This is a genomic window from Streptomyces sp. G45 (assembly GCF_049542095.1).
Taxonomy (GTDB): Bacteria; Actinomycetota; Actinomycetes; order Streptomycetales; family Streptomycetaceae; genus Streptomyces.
In genome coordinates, this window is sequence record NZ_JBMUZU010000001.1 from 1,713,495 (window position 1) to 1,730,821 (window position 17,327).

13 protein-coding genes and 1 pseudogene are annotated in these 17,327 nt (G+C 73.8%); 10 read left to right on the forward strand and 4 right to left on the reverse strand.

The features are described from left to right. Window positions 1–42: 42 nt before the first annotated feature. The gene (locus ACOBQU_RS06780; protein ID WP_423624984.1) at window positions 43–1,041 is read right to left on the reverse strand and encodes a multicopper oxidase domain-containing protein; all 999 of its coding nucleotides are present in this window, start codon (window positions 1,039–1,041) and stop codon (window positions 43–45) included. A 229-nt stretch (window positions 1,042–1,270) separates the two neighbouring features. On the opposite strand from ACOBQU_RS06780, the pseudogene ACOBQU_RS06785 reads away from it, so the two are divergent. Next, window positions 1,271–3,819 (forward strand): annotated as a pseudogene (locus ACOBQU_RS06785) (ThuA domain-containing protein). Further along, window positions 3,816–6,008, forward strand: coding sequence for an OmpL47-type beta-barrel domain-containing protein (locus tag ACOBQU_RS06790; protein WP_423624985.1), 2,193 nt, complete (start codon window positions 3,816–3,818; stop codon window positions 6,006–6,008). Before ACOBQU_RS06785 ends, ACOBQU_RS06790 begins: the two are co-directional and overlap by 4 nt. Window positions 6,009–6,068: 60 nt before the next feature. On the opposite strand, the gene ACOBQU_RS06795 is transcribed toward ACOBQU_RS06790, so the two are convergent. Both ACOBQU_RS06795 and ligD read right to left on the reverse strand, forming a co-directional pair. Then, a complete protein-coding gene (locus ACOBQU_RS06795; protein ID WP_423624986.1) occupies window positions 6,069–6,545 on the reverse strand; it encodes a hypothetical protein in 477 nt (158 codons plus the stop codon). A 33-nt stretch (window positions 6,546–6,578) separates the two neighbouring features. Then, window positions 6,579–7,598, reverse strand: a complete 1,020-nt coding sequence (gene ligD / locus ACOBQU_RS06800; protein ID WP_423624987.1) for a non-homologous end-joining DNA ligase — start codon at window positions 7,596–7,598, stop codon at window positions 6,579–6,581. Between the two features lie 509 nt (window positions 7,599–8,107). On the opposite strand from ligD, the gene ACOBQU_RS06805 reads away from it, so the two are divergent. The 3 genes from ACOBQU_RS06805 to ACOBQU_RS06815 all read left to right on the forward strand — a co-directional run bounded on the left by ACOBQU_RS06805 (window position 8,108) and on the right by ACOBQU_RS06815 (window position 12,159). Further along, window positions 8,108–9,187, forward strand: coding sequence for an ATP-dependent DNA ligase (locus ACOBQU_RS06805; RefSeq protein WP_423624988.1), 1,080 nt, complete (start codon window positions 8,108–8,110; stop codon window positions 9,185–9,187). A gap of 171 nt (window positions 9,188–9,358) precedes the next feature. Then, window positions 9,359–11,155, forward strand: a complete 1,797-nt coding sequence (locus ACOBQU_RS06810) for a hydroxysqualene dehydroxylase (RefSeq protein ID WP_423624989.1) — start codon at window positions 9,359–9,361, stop codon at window positions 11,153–11,155. A gap of 29 nt (window positions 11,156–11,184) precedes the next feature. Then, entirely contained in the window at window positions 11,185–12,159 is a 975-nt protein-coding gene (locus ACOBQU_RS06815; RefSeq protein ID WP_423624990.1) for a DUF3048 domain-containing protein, read from the forward strand. Here the strand turns inward: ACOBQU_RS06815 and ACOBQU_RS06820 are convergent. Next, a complete protein-coding gene (locus tag ACOBQU_RS06820; RefSeq protein ID WP_423624991.1) occupies window positions 12,146–12,610 on the reverse strand; it encodes a MarR family winged helix-turn-helix transcriptional regulator in 465 nt (154 codons plus the stop codon). The genes ACOBQU_RS06815 and ACOBQU_RS06820 overlap by 14 nt on opposite strands. 265 nt (window positions 12,611–12,875) lie before the next feature. On the opposite strand from ACOBQU_RS06820, the gene ACOBQU_RS06825 reads away from it, so the two are divergent. The 5 genes from ACOBQU_RS06825 to pcaB are packed head-to-tail and all read left to right on the forward strand — an operon-like array spanning window position 12,876 to window position 17,104. Beyond that, a complete protein-coding gene (locus ACOBQU_RS06825; RefSeq protein ID WP_423624992.1) occupies window positions 12,876–13,631 on the forward strand; it encodes a CoA transferase subunit A in 756 nt (251 codons plus the stop codon). Continuing rightward, window positions 13,631–14,299, forward strand: a complete 669-nt coding sequence (locus ACOBQU_RS06830; protein ID WP_423624993.1) for a 3-oxoacid CoA-transferase subunit B — start codon at window positions 13,631–13,633, stop codon at window positions 14,297–14,299. The genes ACOBQU_RS06825 and ACOBQU_RS06830 overlap by 1 nt, the downstream gene beginning before the upstream one ends. Then, window positions 14,296–15,087 carry a protocatechuate 3,4-dioxygenase subunit beta gene (gene pcaH, locus ACOBQU_RS06835; RefSeq protein ID WP_423624994.1) on the forward strand — a complete coding sequence of 264 codons (792 nt, stop codon included), beginning with the start codon at window positions 14,296–14,298 and terminating at the stop codon, window positions 15,085–15,087. Before ACOBQU_RS06830 ends, pcaH begins: the two co-directional genes overlap by 4 nt. Then, window positions 15,084–15,695 (forward strand): protocatechuate 3,4-dioxygenase subunit alpha, encoded by a 612-nt coding sequence (gene pcaG, locus ACOBQU_RS06840; RefSeq protein WP_423624995.1) that lies wholly within the window; start codon window positions 15,084–15,086, stop codon window positions 15,693–15,695. Before pcaH ends, pcaG begins: the two co-directional genes overlap by 4 nt. After that, the gene (gene pcaB / locus ACOBQU_RS06845; protein ID WP_423624996.1) at window positions 15,692–17,104 is read left to right on the forward strand and encodes a 3-carboxy-cis,cis-muconate cycloisomerase; all 1,413 of its coding nucleotides are present in this window, start codon (window positions 15,692–15,694) and stop codon (window positions 17,102–17,104) included. The genes pcaG and pcaB overlap by 4 nt, the downstream gene beginning before the upstream one ends. Window positions 17,105–17,327: the final 223 nt, after the last annotated feature.

A 17,327-nucleotide genomic window follows, 5' to 3' on the forward strand; every position in this document is an offset into this window, starting at 1 on the left:
GCCGCTCGCCGCTCACCCCGCGCCGCTCACCCCGCACCACGCCTAACCGTGCCCGCGGTGCCCGCCCTTCTCCGCCCCCGCCGCGTGCGGATGGTGCGGCTCGTAGTCCGGGATCGTGCCGTCCGGCTTCCTCACCAGGAACAGGCCCACCATGCCCATGTCGGAGTGGCTCTGCACATGGCAGTGGTACATCCACGCGCCCGCGCCGACCCCCTCCCCTGCGATCACCTGGAACCCGAACGAGTCACCGGGGCCCGTGATCTTGTCATCGAGGATCTGGCTCGGGTCGTCCGGGCCCGTGAGCAGGCCCGTGCGGTTGTCGGCCCAGCGGTGACCGTGCAGGTGGAACGTGTGGTAGTACTCGCCGTGCGTGATCGAGACGAACTCGACCCGGTCGCCCACCGTGGCCTCGAAGTCCGGACCCGAGTGCGCGGGCCGGTTGTTGATCGTCATGTCGTTGAAGACGACGACGAACGTCTTGTCGGGCAGGACGTCGCCCTCGCGGCGCACGATGACCGCGCCGTACAGGCCCTTGCGCAGGCCGCCCGTACCGTGGTCGGTGCCGACGACGTGGTCGTGGTAGTGCCAGTAGCCCGCGGTGCCGGGGCGCCAGGTGCCGTCCTTGCGGCGGCCGGGGGCGTGCGTGCGCCAGGTGTAGGTGCGCTTCTTGCCGGGCGCCACATGGGACCTGGTGTGCCTGGTGCCGTCGTTGGAGATCTCGTAGTCCATGCCGTGGACGTGCAGGCTGACGTCGGTGTCCGTGGTGTTCTCGAAGTCGATGTGCAGCGTGTCCCCCTCGTTGAGTTCGATGAGCGGGCCCGGGACCGCGGCCTTGCCGCGCTCCAGGCCGTAGCCCAGCTGCCCGTCCGGCAGCTTCTCCGCGTACATCGTGACGCGGCGCACCTCGCCGCCCGCGGCGGCGGTCCGGGGCGGGCTCTTCGCTCCGGCGGCCTCCGGCGCCACGGCCGACAACGATGTCATACCGGTCACGGCCACGGCGCCGCCCGCCAGCACCCGCCGGTTGAAGCTCCGTCTGTCCATGCCGAACTCCCCACTGCCGTACGGAACCTGACACTGAGCGCGGAAACCTGCGAGCACGCACGGGGCACGCGGGGCACCGGATCCGGCCACACGGTAGCGGCGGGATCTTCGTTTTTCCACACGCAGGACAAAGTTCGGGCGAACTGCGGCCATACCTATTGGCGGACCGCGCAAAGAGGTCTAGCTTCGACGACGCTGTTGCTGTGACCGATGAGGAGTTGGTGTTCCCATGCGGTTCACACCGCGTCAAAGGGTGTTACCCATAAGAAGGTTGGGCGGTTCGAGACCGAGAGGCGGGCGCCGCGCCTGGGCGGCCGCCCTGGCCGCGGGGGCCGTGACCGCGGGCCTGCTCACCGGGCCCGCCGCGAGCGCGCGGCCCTTCCCCGAGCCGACGCCGACCGCGGCGGAGGCCTTCAAGACAACGATGTCGCGGGCGCTTCCCTCGCCCCCGGCACGGCGAACGTGCGCGTCCTGGTCTTCTACGGCTCGGCCGCCCCCGGCGACGAGTCCCCGGTGGTGGACGCCGCCATCGCCGCGATCGAGAAGATCGGCCAGTCGGGCCCGGCCGCGCGGCGGTTCACGGTGACGGCGACCGACGACCCGGCCGTGTTCACCGACGCCCGGCGGCTCGGCCGGTTCAACGCGGTCACCTTCGTGACCGGCGGCGGCGATGTGCTCGACCCCGAGCAGGAGGCGGGCCTCGAGGCGTACATGGAGGCCGGGGGCGGCTTCCTCGGCCTGCACGACGCGGCCCGCGCGGAGCCGTACTCCGGCTGGTTCACCGGGCTGATCGGTGCCCGCCCCAAGGACGAGAGCCCAACGACCGTGCAGCGCGCGGTGGTCGAGGTCGGCGACCGGGTGGGCCCGGCCACCAAGGACCTGCCGCTGGAGTGGAAGCGCCCCGACAAGTGGCTCAACTGGGAGACCAACCCGTCGGGCAGCGTGCACACCGTGGCGCGGGTGCGCGAGTCGACGTACCAGCCCGGCGGCGGCGCGAACGGCTGGGACCACCCGGTCTCCTGGTGCCGGGACTACGACGGCGGGCGGTCCTTCTACACCGGCATGGGCGGCACGGCCGCCGCGTACGACGAGACGGACTTCCGCACGCATCTGCGCGGCGCCCTGCTGTGGGCCACGCGCCTGGTGCGGGCCGACTGCAAGGCCACCATCACCGGCAACTACCGGGCGGAGCGCCTGACCCAGCCCAACAAGCCCGGCCAGAACGACCAGATCGGCGAGCCGCACGGCCTGGTCACGGCGCCCGACGGCACGGTCTTCTCCATCGGCCGCGGCGGCGCCGACTCCTCCCAGCCCGTGGTCACCGACTGGAACAGCCCGGACGTCGGCAAGGGCCGCGGCGAGATCCACGTCTACGACCCGAAGACCCGGCGGGTGACGCTCGCGGGCGCGGTCACCGTCTTCGGCAACAAGGGCGGCGGCGGTGAGCTGATCAAGAACGAGGAGGGCCTGCTCGGCATCGAGCTGGACCCCGGGTTCGAGGACAACGGCTGGGTGTATCTGCACTACACGCCGCACTCCCGGATCAACCGCGACACGCACATGGGCGAGCGCTACGTCTCCCGCTTCACCTACGACAAGACGACCGGCAAGCTCGCCATGGACAGCGAGAAGGTCCTCCTCAAGTGGCCCGTGCAGATCCACAGTTGCTGCCACGCGGGCGGCGGGATGGCCTGGGACTCCCAGGGCAACCTGTACATCGCGACCGGTGACAACAACTCGTCCGGCTTCAGCGACGGCTACTCCGGCAACAACCCGCAGCCGAACTTCAAGGGCGTCTCCTTCGCCGACGCCCGCCGCACCGCGGGCAACACCAACAACCTCAACGGCAAGATCCTGCGCATCCACCCCGAGCCCGACGGCACGTACACCCTTCCCGAAGGGAACCTGTTCACCGGCAAGGAGACGGACGAGGGCGGCGGCAAGACGCGCGGCGAGATCTATGTGATGGGCGTGCGCAACCCGGCGCGGATCTCCATCGACAAGAAGACGGACACGCTGTACGCGGGCTGGGTCGGCCCCGACGCCGGGCAGCCGTCGACGACGTGGGGCCCGGCGAAGTACGACACGTTCGCCGCGATCACCCACGCCTCCAACCGCGGCTGGCCCTACTGCATGGGCAACAACCAGCCCTATCGCGACCGCAACCTGCCCGACCCGAGCAAGCCGCTCGGCTGGTACGACTGCGAGAACCCGCGCAACGAGTCGCCGAACAACGACGGCCTGGTGAAGATCCCGCCCGCCGAGCCCAACACCATCTGGTACTCCCCGCAGGGCGGCGGCGTCGACTACCCGCGCGACGCGAACGGCGTCCCCAGCTACCGGAACGAGGAGCAGAAGCAGCTCCTGCCGTGGCTCAAGGGCGGCGGCCAGGCCACCATGAACGGCCCGGTCTACCGCTACGACCCGGCCAGCGAGAGCACGGTCAAGTGGCCCGAGTACTGGGACGGCAAGTGGTTCGTCGGCGACTTCTACGACGGCGACCAGCCGCGCCACGCGGTGCTCACCGACCCGAGGACCGTCGGCAAGGGCGGCCTGCCGGTGCACGCCGAGTCCCTCCGCAAGATCATCCCGGTGGGCAACGACCACATCAAGAACCTCATGGACTGGAAGTTCGCCCCCGACGGCTCGCTGTACGTCCAGGACTACGGGCGCGGCTTCTTCACCTCGGACGCCAAGTCGGCGCTGTGGCGCGTCACCTACACCGGCGGCGAGGCGACCCCGGCCGCGGGCGACCTGGCCAGGAAGGCGGCACGATGAGATCCGCTCCCGTGCGCGTGTGGGCGGCGCTGCTCGCCGCGTTCGCGCTGGTGCTCGGCCTGACCTCGGCGGCCTCGGCCCGCCCGGACGGGCCGCGCCCGGCCCGGCAGACCCTGACCTGGACCGCGGACAACGACATCAGCGCGTACAAGTCGGCGCCGACGACGGCGGTCGCGGGCCCGGCCACGATCGTCTTCGAGAACAGCGTGGCGACGGGCAACACCACCGGCATGCCGCACACGCTGACGTTCGACGTCTCCGACCCGGAGTTCAACAACGACGTCCCGCTGAACCTGCTCGCCAACCCGAACGACGAGAAGGGCGGCAAGTGGACGGCCGAGGTGACCCTCAAGCCCGGCCGCTACCGCTACTACTGCACCATCCCCGGCCACGGCGCGATGCAGGGCGTCCTCACCGTCACCGACGGCGGCGGCGCGGACACCACGGCCCCGGAGACCGGGGCGAGCGTCGACGGGGCGGCCAACTCCGAGGGCGCGTACGTGGGTTCGGCCACCGTGACCGTGACGGCGACCGACGAGGGCTCGGGCGTCGACAAGGTCGAGTACGCGGTCGGGGCCGACGGCGCCTGGCAGCCGTACACGGCGCCGGTGGTCGTGAACACGGTCGGCACGCACAAGATCCGTTATCGCGCGAGCGACCGGGCGGGCAACGTGGCCGCCGAGAAGGCCGTCGACTTCAGGGTCGTCGCGCCGCCGACCGATGACAGGACACCGCCGGAGACCTCGGCGACGGTCAGCGGCGAGCAGAACGGGCAGGGCCAGTACGTCGGCATGGCGACGGTCACGGTGACGGCGTCCGACGCGGGCTCGGGCCTGAACAAGGTCGAGTACGCGCTCGGTGACAGCGCGTGGACGGCGTACACCGCGCCCGTGATGGTGCACGCCGTGGGCACCCACAAGGTCCGCTACCGGGCGTCCGACAAGGCCGGGAACGCGGCACCGGAGAAGTCGGTGGAGTTCACGGTGGTCGCCCCGCCCGCCGAGGACCAGACCCCGCCCGAGACCTCCGCGAAGGTCGAGGGCGAGAAGAACTCCGACGGCGCCTACATCGGCCGGGCGAAGGTCACGGTCACCGCGACCGACGCGGGCTCGGGCGTCGACAGGGTCGAGTACTCCCTGGACGGCGGCCCGTACGTGGCGTACGCGGCGCCGGTCGTCGTCGACCGCGTCGGGCGGCACACGGTGGCGTACCGGGCGAGTGACAAGGCGGGCAACACCGCGCCCGCGAAGTCCGTGTCGTTCACCGTCGACGAGGGCGGCGGCGTGCCGGGGCCCAACTGCCCGGAGTACGACGAGCGGTCGACGGTGTTCGTCGGCACGGTCGACACGGGCATCCCGAACCGCGTCACCAACAACCGCTGCCGCGTCGGCGAGTTGATCGAGGACGAGAAGGACTGGTCGTCGCACGCGCTGTTCCTCAAGCACGTCAAGACGGTCACGGACCGCCTGAAGAGGGCGGGCGAGATCGACCAGCGCGAGTACGGCAAGATCAATCGCGCGGCGAAGGAGTCCGGCATCGGCAGGCCCGGCCAGACCGAGGGCTACCGGCACCTCTTCGACGGCACGCGGAAGTCCTTCGACAGGTGGCAGCACGTGGGCGGCGGCTCCTTCGGCCTGAACGCCGACGGCTCCATGACGTCGGGCACCACGAAGAGCGGCCTCGGCATGCTGTGGTTCCCCGAGCGCGCGTACGGCGACTTCTCGCTGAAGCTCCAGTGGCGCGACGACGCCCCGGGCTCGGGCAACGCCAACTCCGGGGTCTTCGTGCGCTTCCCGCAGGTCCACGACCACCCGGAGGAGCCGCGCCCGGAGTGGGTGGCCATCAAGTACGGCCACGAGGTGCAGGTCCTCGACCGGCCCGACGGCGACATGTACAAGACCGGGTCGGTGTACGGCTTCGACCGCGTCGGCCTCGCGGGCGCGGGCGTGACGCCCAAGGGGACCTGGAACGACTACGAGATCCGCGTGGTCGACCAGCACTACTCGGTGTACCGCAACGGCACCCTGATCAACGAGTTCGACAACACGGGCGGCCAGGTCTTCGAGCCGCCGCGCGGCGACGACCCCGGCACGGACGGGCGCCGCTACGCGACCGGCCATGTGGGCCTCCAGGTCCACGGGGTCACGGACGTGGTGTCGTACCGGGACATCAGGATCAAGGAGCTGTGAGGCACCCGTAGGTGCGTCCGTGGGCCCCTCTCGTACGGAGGGGCCCACGCGCGTTCCGGGTCACCGGTGCGCCAGGACCTGCCGGACCGGGTGCCCCAACGCCTCGCCGACGACCGCGAGTTCGTCGGGGGTGAACCGGTCGCGGCCGGGGTTCCAGACGGCGATCCGGAAGCGGGCGAAGGCGCACGGCTGGTCGAAGCCGAGGGTGTCGAGCGTGGTCCGGGCGCCGCAGCACGGGAGGTGGACGTCCAGGTCCGGGAGGCCGTCCGCGGCCGCCGCCACGAGGTCCGCCCACCACTCGGTGGCGATCGAGGCGCCGCAGCGCGGGCAGGTGATCCGCTGGAGGTTCTCCCCGCAGTCCACGATCGCGATGGCGTCGTGCCAGGTGACCTCGATCTCGGCGACGGGCCGCGCGCCGGGCTCCGCGCCCGGGTCCTCGACGAGGGAGCCGACCACGGCCGTGGCGCGCTCGGCGGCGTCCGCGCCGGGCTGCCAGCGCGGGTCGGCGGGGACGACCGACAGGACGTCGTCGCTCATCGGAACCCCCACGGGGCGGGTGCGGCGGCTGGGTCAGGTGGCGTCGCGGCGGGCCCGGCTCGGCGGTACGCGCTTGGGCTCGCCCGGCATCTTCGGGTACTCCGGCGGGTACGGCAGGTCGCCGAGGCCGTGGTCGCGCTCGTCGCGGTCGGCCTGCTCCAGGAGGCCGGACAGCGAGAAGGCGTGCTCGTCCATGTCCGCGTGCACGTCCCCGAGTTGGGCGAAGCGTTTCGGCATCGTCCCCAGGTCGAAGTCGCGCGGCACCGCGTCGTCCAGTTCGTCCCAGCGCAGCGGCGCCGACACGGGGGCGTGCGGGCGGGCGCGGACCGAGTAGGCGGAGGCGATGGTGCGGTCCCGGGCGGTCTGGTTGTAGTCGACGAAGATCCGCTCGCCGCGCTCCTCCTTCCACCAGGCCGTCGTCACCGCGTCCGGCATGCGCCGCTCCAGCTCCCGGCCGCAGGCGATCGCCGCCCGTCGCACCTCGACGAAGGTCCAGCGGGGCTCGATCGGCACGAAGACGTGGAGGCCGCGCCCGCCGGAGGTCTTGGGCCAGCCGCGCAGCCCGAACTCGTCGAGGACCGCGCGGAGTTCACGGGCGGCGCGCACCGCGTCGGCGTAGTCGGTGCCGGGCTGCGGGTCGAGGTCGAGGCGCAGTTCGTCGGGGTGGTCGGGGTCGGCGCGGCGCACGGGCCAGGGGTGGAAGGTGAGGGTGCCGTACTGGGCGGCCCACACCACGGCGGCGACCTCCGTGGGGCAGATCTCGTCGGCGGTGCGGCCGCTGGGGAAGGTGATGGTGCCGGTGGGGATCCAGTCGGGCAGGTTCTTCGGCGCGCGCTTCTGGTAGAAGGACTCGCCGCCGACGCCCTCGGGGTACCGCTCCAGGGTCGTCGGCCGGTCCCGCAGCGCCCGGACGACGCCGTCGCCGACGGCGATGAAGTACTCGGCCAGGTCCCGCTTGGTGAAGCCGCGCTCCGGGAAGAGCACGCGGTCGGGGCTGGAGAGCCGCACCGTGCGCTCCCCGGCCGTCAGCTCCACCGCCCTACCCGGACCCATGGGACCACGCTAGACGTAAGCCGTGAATGGCGCAGAACGAGCATTTCACCCATGGGGAGCAGATCGACCCGCCGGGCCTTGATCGATGGGCTTCCCTGCTGATCTTCCGCACCCTACGGCCGCTGGCGTTCGGCCTCTGCGCCTGACTGACCGCCGCGGCCCGCACGGTCGGCGGGAGCGACGACGACCGGCCCCGCTCCACCGCGCTCCGGGGCGCCGCCGCCCCCGCGCCGCCGCCCGCGCGCCTGAAACAGGTCGGCGCGATCCCCCTGGGCGGTGCCGCACGCGAGGAGCTGGCCACGCTGGCGTCCGCGCCGCGGCGGCCGGTCGGCGAGGCACGCGTCGGCGGGGCCCGCCTCATCGCGTACCCCGAAGGCGACACGTGCGGTGTGATGACGCTCGGCCCGCGGAAGGACGACATGACGACGCTGGCCGAGGCCTGGCCCAGGGACGGCGGCGCGGGCGGCGCACAAGGAGCGGAGCGCGCCGGGCGCTCCTAGAGTCGGATCATGGACCTGCCGGTGATGCCGCCCGTGAAGCCGATGCTCGCCAAGTCCGTGGCCCGCATCCCGCCCGGCATGCAGTACGAGGCGAAGTGGGACGGCTTCCGGGCGGTGGTCTTCCGGGACGGCGACGAGATCGAGATCGGCAGCCGGGGGGCGAAGCCGCTCACCCGCTACTTCCCCGAGCTGGTCGCGGCGCTCACGGAGCGGCTGCCGCGGCGGTGCGTGGTGGACGGCGAGATCGTCATCGCGCGTGACGGGCGGCTCGACTTCGACGCCCTGACCGAGCGCATCCACCCGGCCGACTCCCGGGTGCGGCTGCTCGCCGAGCGGACCCCGGCGTCGTTCGTGGCGTTCGACCTGCTCGCCCTGTTCGACGAGGCGCTGCTCGACCTGCCCCTGAGCGACCGCCGGATGCTGCTCGCCAAGGCCCTGGAGGGCGTCACCGCGCCGGTCCACCTGGCGCCGATGACCCTCGACCAGGACGAGGCACGGCAGTGGTTCGAGCGCTACGAGGGCGCCGGGCTCGACGGGATCGTCGCCAAGCCGCGCGACCTGCGCTACCGGCAGAACGAGCGCCTGATGTTCAAGGTCAAGCACGAGCGGACGGCGGACTGCGTGGTCGCGGGCTTCCGCTACCACAAGAGCGGCCCGGTGGTCGGCTCGCTGCTGCTCGGCCTGTACGACGACGGGGGCACCCTGCAGCACGTCGGGGTGTGCGCGGCGTTCTCGATGAAGCGGCGCGCGGAGCTGATGGCGGAGCTGGCGCCGCTGCGGATGGAGTCCGCGGCCGGGCACCCCTGGGCGGCCTGGGCCGACGAGGCGGCGCACGAGAGCGCGCGCCTGCCGGGCGCGGTGAACCGCTGGTCGGGCAAGAAGGACCTCACGTGGGAGCCGCTGCGGCCGGAACGGGTGTGCGAGGTGGCGTACGACCACATGGAGAACGGCGCCCGGTTCCGGCACACGGCGCAGTTCCGCACCTGGCGCCCCGATCGCGCGCCGGAGTCCTGCACGTACGCCCAGCTGGACGAGCCCTCCCGCTACGACCTGGCGTCGGTCCTCGGCTCGCCCCCGGTCACCTCCTGACCGCCCCGCCCCACGGGTCGCACCACTCCCGGCGGCCCCGCCCCCCAGGGCCGCCCCACCGGCACCCCCGGATCATTTCCGGCCAACGTGCGCCACCGCCTTCCGACTGCCCACCGGCCCCTATACGCTCCGCCCCCGACACCCGAGTTACCATCGGTAAGGGGACGGCGCATGGGGCATTCGCAGGTATCCGGCAGCACCCGCAGAACCTTCGTCGCCACGGCGGCGGCGACCGGCGGCGCCGCCGCGCTGGGCCTGGGCGCGCTGCCGGGCCCCGCCCACGCGGCCCCCGGGCGACGGGCGCGGGCACGGCAGACGGTCGCCGTCCTCGGGGGCGGCGTGGCGGGCCTGACCGCCGCCCACGAACTCGCCGAGCGCGGCTTCGCCGTCACCGTCTACGAACGGCGCGCCCTCGGCGGCAAGGCGCGCAGCTTCGGAGTGCCGGACAGCGCGAAGGGCGGCCGGAGGCCGCTGCCCGCCGAGCACGGCTTCCGCTTCATCCCGGGCATCTACCACAACCTCCCGGACACGATGCGCCGCATCCCCTTCCCCGGAAACCGCAACGGCGTGTGGGACAACCTGATCGCCCCGCCGGAGATGAGCTTCGCCCGCGCGGACGGCCGCGAGGACGTCCGGCTGCCCATTCCGGGCCGGGACGGCGCACCGGCCGACCTCACCCCGGAGGAGATCGGCCGGGCCCTGACCGCGTTCCTGGACACCGCGTTCAGCATCCCGGCGCACGAGGTCGCGTACTTCGTGAACCGCGCCCTGGTGTTCCTCACCAGCTGCGACGAGCGCCGCGACGACCAGTGGGAGGCCACGCCGTGGTGGACGTTCGTGCGCGCGGCGCGGATGTCGAAGGACTACCAGCGCATCCTCGCGATCGGCGTCACCCGCAACATCGTGGCGACGAAGGCCGAGGTGGCCAGCACCCGCACGGTCGGCACCCTCGGTGAGGCCTTCGTGTTCAACGCGCTCGGCCGGGGCGCGGACGGCCCGCCCGACCGGATCCTGAACGCGCCGACGAACGAGGCGTGGATCGACCCGTGGGTGACCCATCTGACGTCGCTCGGGGTGGAGTTCCGGGTGGGCTGGACGGTGCGGGAGGTGGTGTACGGGGACGGGCGCGTCGCCAAGGCGGTGGTGGAGGACCCGAAGGGCGCCCGGCACGACGTCACGGCCGACCACTACGTGCAGGCCATGCCGGTGGAGCACGCGCGCAGGACGTGGGGCGCGAGGCTCCGGGCGGCCGATCCGCAGCTCGGTCGCTGCGACAGGCTCCAGACGGACTGGATGACGGGCATCCAGTTCTATCTGACCCGCCGCCCGGACGTCGTCGACGGGCACTTCAACTGCGTCGACTCGCCCTGGTCCCTGACGGGCATCGCGCAGGCGGCGCACTGGAAGGGCCGCGACTTCCCCGCCGACTACGGGGACGGGACCGCGGTGGACTGCCTGTCGGTGGACATCTCCGAGTGGGACAAGCCGGGGATCCTGTACGGCAAGACGGCCAAGAAGTGCACCCGCGACGAGGTGGCCCGCGAGGTGTGGGCGCAGCTCAAGGCCTCCCTGAACGACACCGGCAAGGCCGTCCTCAGCGACGCGCACCTGCACTCGTGGATCCTCGACCCGGGCGTCGACGGCATCGGCGGCCCGAACCCGACGAACGACGACGAACTCCTCATCCACCCCGTGGGCACGCTGCACCACCGCCCGACGGCCGCGACGAAGATCCCCAACCTGTTCCTCGCGGGCGACTACGTGGCCGTGGACATCGACCTGGCGACCATGGAGGGCGCCAACGCCGCCGCCCGCCAGGCAGTCAACGCCCTGCTGGACCGGGCGGGTTCGAACGCCCCCCGGTGCCCGGTGAAGCCCCTGTACCGCGCCCCGGAGCTGGAGTCCCTCAAGCGCCACGACCGGGCCCGCTACCGGCTGGGGCTTCCCAACGCCCTCGACTTCGGCTGAGGGCGGGCCGCTCGGGGTACATCCCCCGCATGGAGCGGCGACGGCGGATCCCCACGGGGCGGGCGGGACGGGCGGGGCGCGGTGCACGGGCGTGGCGGGCGGCCCTCGCGGGGGCCGCGCTCGCCGCCTTGGTGCCGGGCTGCACCCTCAAGGACCGGCCGGACGGGGACCGGCCCGGAGCCGGGGACGGGGGCCGGGTCCTCGCGGTGAAGGTCGACAACGTGGGGCAGGCGCGCCCGCAGACCGGCCTGGAGGCCGCGGACGTCGTCTACGTGGAGCGGGTGGAGGCCGGGCTCAGCCGCTTCCTCGCCGTGTACGCGCGGCGGCTTCCGGCGCTGATCGGACCGGTGCGCAGCGCCCGGGAGACGGATCTGGAGCTGCTGCGCCAGTTCGACCGGCCGACGCTCGCGTTCTCCGGGGCGCAGTCGAAGCTGCTGCCGCTGATCGACCGGGCTCCGCTGCGCGCGCTGCCCCCGGGGAAGGCCCCGTCCCGCGCGTACGTCCGGGACGGCGGGCGGCCCGCCCCGCACAACCTCTATCTGCGCCCCAGGGACCTGGGCGCGCGCCCGCAGGCGAGCGGCCTGGAGAGCACGGGCTTCCGGTTCGGCGCGCGCCCCGAGGGCGGGACGCCCGAGACCCGGCGCACGGTCCGGTTCCCGTCGGCGCGCTTCGCGTTCACCTGGGTCGAGTACGAGGGCCGCTGGCACGTGGCGATGGACGGCGCCCCGGCCCGCACGGCGTCGGGGGCGGCGCTGACCGCCGCCACGGTCGTGATCCAGCGGGTCGACATCCGCGACTCGCGCTTCCACGACCGCTCGGGCAACAGCTCGCCGCTCACCGACGCCGTCGGCTCCGGCAGCGCGCGGGTGCTGCGCGACGGCCGCGCCTACGAAGCGCGGTGGCACCGCCCGTCCGCGCGGGACGGCACGGAGTTCACCACCCGGGACAGGGAGCCGCTGCCGTTCGCGCGCGGCCCCGTGTGGGTGGTGTTCACCCCGGAGTGACGGGCACCGACTCGGGGTTGCGCAGGTGCTCGGCGGCGTCCGCGACCCGCTGGAGCAGGTCGAGGAAGACGGCCCGCTCCTCGCCGGTCAGCGGCGCCAGGAAGACCTGGTTCATGCGTGCCGTGCGCACCGTCAGCTTGCGGTGTGCCCGGTGGCCTTCGGCGGTGAGCCGCAGCAGCGAGCGGCGGCCGTCCTGCGGGTCGCGCACCTTGTCGATGAGCCCGCGGCGGCTGAGGCGGCTGATCACCTCGGCGATGGTGGAGCGGTCGAGGCCCACCCGCTCCCCCACGCCGCGCTGGTCGAGCCCGGGTTCGGCCACCAGGGCGTTGAGGACGGCGAACTGCGGCGACGTGGTCTCCTCGGAGACCATCGCGTTCCACAGCAGGTAGTGCGCCTGCTGGAGGCGCCGGGCCAGGTGCCCGGGGTGAGTGGTCAGGTCCACCGCGGCCATGGCGGCTCCTCACGCTGTCCGGCTCATCGCATCGATGAGCCAGCGAACGGGTCGATGAGTGTCCAATTTTCGTTGGTGCACTGAACAATACCCGGTGGCCGTGCCCTTGACGCCCCCAACGGCCGGTGGCAGCGTGAGGATCAGCCCAGGAGGCGCGCGGGCGACCGCGCGCAGAAATAGTCAGTGCGCTGATTAATCGCGGTGATTCCGGCGGGATGACCGCCGGTCGCGGCGCCTGACCCGGCGGAAGGCGGGGCCCGATCCGATGGACAAGGTGGTCGACACGGCCGCGGAAGCGGTGGCCGACGTGCCGGACGGCGCCTCGCTCGCCGTCGGCGGCTTCGGACTCAGCGGCGTGCCGAACGCGCTGATCACCGCCCTGCACGAGCGCGGCACCACGGGCCTGAGCGTGGTGTCGAACAACTGCGGGGCGCTCGGCACGGGCCTCGCCGTGCTGCTCGCGGCCCGCCGCGTCGCCCGCGTCACGGCCTCGTACATCGGCGCGAACAAGGAGTTCGAACGCCAGTACCTCGCCGGTGATCTGGAGGTCGAGCTGATCCCCCAGGGCACACTCGCGGAGCGGCTGCGGGCCGGGGGCTGCGGCATCCCCGCCTTCTACACGCCCGCCGGGGTGGGCACCCAGGTCGCCGAGGGCGGCCTGCCGTGGCGCTACGACGGGCGGGGCGGCGTCGCGGTGGCCTCGCCGCCCAAGGAGGTGCGGGAGTTCGACGGCGTCCCGTACGTCCTGGAGCACGGCATCCGCACGGACTTCGCGCTGGTGCGCGCCGCGCGCGGCGACCGGCACGGCAACCTGGTGTTCGCCAAGGCCAGCCGGAACTTCAACCCGCTGGCCGCGATGGCGGGCCGGGTCACGGTCGCGGAGGTGGAGGAGCTGGTCGAGCCGGGCGCCATCGACCCGGACGCCGTGCACCTGCCCGGGATCTTCGTACGCCGTGTCGTGCCGCTCAGCCCCGCCGAGGCCGCCGACAAGCGCGTCGAGAAGCGGACGGTGAGCGCCTGATGCCCTGGACCCGCGAGCAGATGGCCGCCAGGGCGGCCCGCGAGCTGCCCGACGGCGGCTATGTGAACCTGGGCATCGGCCTGCCCACGCTGATCCCCAACCACCTGCCGCCGGACGTCGAGGTGGTGATCGCCTCCGAGAACGGGATCCTGGGGGTCGGCCCCTACCCCGCGGCCGACGCGGTGGACCCGGACCTGATCAACGCCGGGAAGGAGACCGTCACGGCGCTGCCGGGCGCCGCGTACGTGGACTCCGCGCTGTCCTTCGGGATGATCCGCGGCGGCCGCATCGACGTCGCGGTGCTCGGCGCCATGCAGGTCTCCGCGCGCGGCGACCTCGCCAACTGGGCGGTCCCCGGGCGCCTCGTGACCGGCATCGGCGGCGCGATGGACCTGGTGCACGGCGCCCGTTCGGTGATCGTGACCATGACGCACACCGCGAAGGACGGCACGCCCAAGCTCGTGCCGGAGTGCACGCTGCCGCTCACCGGCAGGCGCTGTGTGCACCGCGTCATCACCGACCTCGGCGTACTCGACGTCACCGAGGACGGCCTGGAACTGACCGAGTGCGCGCCGGGCGTGGACCCCGCCGAGATCGTCGCCAGGACGGCGGCGCCGGTGCGGGTGCCCGGCCCGCCGCGCCCGACCGGAAGGAGCAGCCGGACATGAGCCCCCGTTCCGCGCCCGCCGAGGCGCGCGGACCCGACGCCCCGGCCCCCGCCGGGACACCCGCGCCACCACGGCACCCGGCCCACTCCTACCCGCCCTACCGCAGCAGCGAGCACCGCGTCCCCCGGCACCCGGCCGTGCCGGTCCTCGACCCGGAGGCGGTGGAGCTGACCGGCCCCGTCTTCGGAGTCACGGACGTCGCCCCCATGGACAGCGACCTGACGAGCCATCACACGGGTGCGCCCCTCGGGGAGCGCATCACCGTCTCCGGCCGGGTCACCGACCGCGACGGCCGCCCCGTGCGCGGCCAGCTGGTGGAGCTGTGGCAGGCCAACGCGGCGGGCCGGTACGCCCACCGCCTGGACCGGCACCAGGCGCCGCTCGACCCGAACTTCACGGGCTTCGGCCGCTGCCTCACCGACGACGACGGCGGGTACGCGTTCACGACCATCCGGCCCGGCGCCTACCCGTGGCGCAACCACGTCAACGCCTGGCGCCCCGCGCACCTGCACTTCTCCGTCTTCGGCACGGCGTTCGCGCAGCGCCTGGTGACGCAGATGTACTTCCCCGGAGACCCGCTGCTCGCCTACGACCCGGTGCTCGGGGGCATCCCGGACGCGACGGCGCGCCAGCGGCTCGTCGCCGCGTACGACCACGGTCTGACGGTGCCCGAGTGGGCGCTGGGCTACCGCTGGGACATCGTCCTGGACGGGCCGTCCGCCACGCCCTTCGAAGAACCCGGGGGATCCGAAGAACCCGCGGGCTCCGGGAGGGGCGCCGCCCGATGACCGCCTCCGTCCCGGCGCCGTCCGCGCCGTCCGCGCCGTCCGGTCCCCCGGACGCGGCCCCCGCGGTGACCCCCTCGCAGACCATCGGCCCCTTCTACGGCTACGCCCTGCCCGTGCCGCGCGGCGGCGACGTGGCCCCCGTCGGCCACCCGGACGCGATCACCCTGCACGGGTACGTGTACGACGGCGCGGGGCGCCCCGTGCCGGACGCGCTCGTGGAGACCTGGCAGCCCGCTCCAGACGGCTCGCGCGCGGGGGCGCCCGGGTCGCTGCGGCGCGACGCGGCGACGGGCCTGCCCGCCGGGCGGGACGGCGTCGCGTTCACGGGCTTCGGCCGCGTCGCGACGGACGACGACGGACACTGGGCGGTGCGGACGCTGCCGCCGGGCGGCGTGCCGTACGTGGCGATCGCGGTCTTCGCGCGCGGCCTGCTGCGCCATGTGCGCACGCGGGCGTACGTCCGGGACGCGCCCGGCGACCCGCTGCTCGCGGCGCTGCCCGTCGAGCGCCGCGGCACGCTCCTCGCCCGCCCCGGCCCGCACGGCGCGTACCGCTTCGACATCCGGCTCCAGGGCGAGGACGAGACGGTGTTCCTGGAGTTCCCGTGAGCGCCCCGGAGGAGGCCGGGTCCGACCACGGCCTGCTCGCCCCGGGCCGGGCCGGGACGGAGGCGGAACGGGCCACGGGCGACCCGGCGTTCCTGCGGGCCCTGCTGGACGCGGAGGCGGCCCTGACGCGGGCGCAGGCGGCCGTGGGCATGGCGCCGCCCGAGGCCGCCGCGGCGGTCACCTCGGTCGCCGCCGCGCACCCCTTCGACGTACGGGATCTCGCGCTGCGCGCCCGGGACGGCGGCAATCCGGTGATCCCGCTGGTCGCGGACCTGACGGCGGCCGTGCCCGGGCACGCGGCGCAGTACGTGCACCGGGGCGCGACCAGCCAGGACATCCTCGACACGGCGATGATGCTGGTCGCCGCCCGCACCCTGGACCTGATCCTGGCGGACCTCGGCCACGCGGACCGCGCCTGGGCGCGGCTCGCGGCGGCCCACCGCGACACCCCCATGCCGGGCCGCACCCTCACCCAGCACGCGGCCCCCACCACGTTCGGCCTCAAGGCCGCCGGGTGGCGTTCCCTGGTCCTGGACGCGCGGGACCGGCTGACCCGGGTACGGGCGTCGCTGCCCGCGCAGCTGGGCGGGGCGGTGGGGACGCTGGCGGCGTTCGACGCGTACGGGGTCCTGGGGGCGGACGGCGGAGCCCGGGCCACCGAGGCCGCCGGGAGCGGCGGGGTGGGGCTGCGGCTCGTCGGCGCCTACGCGCGCGAGGTGGGCCTCGCCGAGCCCGTGCTGCCCTGGCACAGCCTGCGCACGCCCGTGGCGGACCTGGCCGCCGCGCTCGCCTTCACGGCCGGGGCGCTCGGCAAGGCCGCCGCCGACGTCCTGACGCTGTCCCGTACGGAGATCGCGGAGGTCTCCGAAGGCACCGGCGGCGGCTCCTCCGCGATGCCGCACAAGCGGAACCCCGTGCGCGCCACGCTCATCGCGGCCGCCGCCCACCGCGCCCCCGCCCTCGCGGCGACCCTCCTCGCCGCCCTCCCCGCCCCCGACGAGCGGCCCCCGGGCACCTGGCACGCCGAGTGGGAACCCCTCCGCGACCTGCTCCGCGTCACCGCCGGAGCGGCCCGCGCCACCGCCGGACTGAGCGCGGACCTGCGGGTGCACGCCCACGTGATGCGCGCACACCTGCACCTGACCGGGGGGCTGGTCGCCTCGGAGGCGGTCGTCGCACGGTTGACCCCACGGGTGGGGCGGGCGCGAGCGGTGGAGGTGGTACGGGAGTTGACGCGGCGGGTCCGGGACGGCGACGGAGAGCTGGGGGACCTCCTGGGGACGGTGGAGTGGCCGCACGCGCCGGAGGGGGACCCGGCCGACCCGCAGGCACTGGCGGCGCTGGCCGACCCCGCGCGCTGGACGGGCTCCGCCGGGGCCCTCACGGACCGGGCGCTGGAGCGGAGGTGACACCGCCGACCGGGCCGCCCGACGCCGTCCGCCGCGCCGCCCGGTGACGTCCTCTCCTCCGGAGACACCTCCCCGCCCCTCCGAAGGCACCCCCGTCCCCCGGAGACACCCCCCGCCCCTCCGGAGACACCCCGCCCCTCCGAAGGCACCCCTGTCTCTCCGAAGGGACCTCCGTCCCTCCCGAGACGCCCCCGCCCCTCTAGAGACACAGAACTCCCTGGAG

What these genes read in the sequence shown, in the direction of transcription:
- ACOBQU_RS06815 (WP_423624990.1), top strand. Translation starts at nt 11,185, where the DNA reads ATGGAGCGGCGACGGCGGATCCCCACGGGGCGGGCGGGACGGGCGGGG.
- ACOBQU_RS06795 (WP_423624986.1), bottom strand. Translation starts at nt 6,545, where the DNA reads ATGAGCGACGACGTCCTGTCGGTCGTCCCCGCCGACCCGCGCTGGCAG.
- ACOBQU_RS06790 (WP_423624985.1), top strand. Translation starts at nt 3,816, where the DNA reads ATGAGATCCGCTCCCGTGCGCGTGTGGGCGGCGCTGCTCGCCGCGTTC.
- ACOBQU_RS06805 (WP_423624988.1), top strand. Translation starts at nt 8,108, where the DNA reads ATGGACCTGCCGGTGATGCCGCCCGTGAAGCCGATGCTCGCCAAGTCC.
- ligD (WP_423624987.1), bottom strand. Translation starts at nt 7,598, where the DNA reads ATGGGTCCGGGTAGGGCGGTGGAGCTGACGGCCGGGGAGCGCACGGTG.
- ACOBQU_RS06830 (WP_423624993.1), top strand. Translation starts at nt 13,631, where the DNA reads ATGCCCTGGACCCGCGAGCAGATGGCCGCCAGGGCGGCCCGCGAGCTG.
- ACOBQU_RS06820 (WP_423624991.1), bottom strand. Translation starts at nt 12,610, where the DNA reads ATGGCCGCGGTGGACCTGACCACTCACCCCGGGCACCTGGCCCGGCGC.
- pcaG (WP_423624995.1), top strand. Translation starts at nt 15,084, where the DNA reads ATGACCGCCTCCGTCCCGGCGCCGTCCGCGCCGTCCGCGCCGTCCGGT.
- ACOBQU_RS06780 (WP_423624984.1), bottom strand. Translation starts at nt 1,041, where the DNA reads ATGGACAGACGGAGCTTCAACCGGCGGGTGCTGGCGGGCGGCGCCGTG.
- ACOBQU_RS06810 (WP_423624989.1), top strand. Translation starts at nt 9,359, where the DNA reads ATGGGGCATTCGCAGGTATCCGGCAGCACCCGCAGAACCTTCGTCGCC.
- ACOBQU_RS06825 (WP_423624992.1), top strand. Translation starts at nt 12,876, where the DNA reads ATGGACAAGGTGGTCGACACGGCCGCGGAAGCGGTGGCCGACGTGCCG.
- pcaH (WP_423624994.1), top strand. Translation starts at nt 14,296, where the DNA reads ATGAGCCCCCGTTCCGCGCCCGCCGAGGCGCGCGGACCCGACGCCCCG.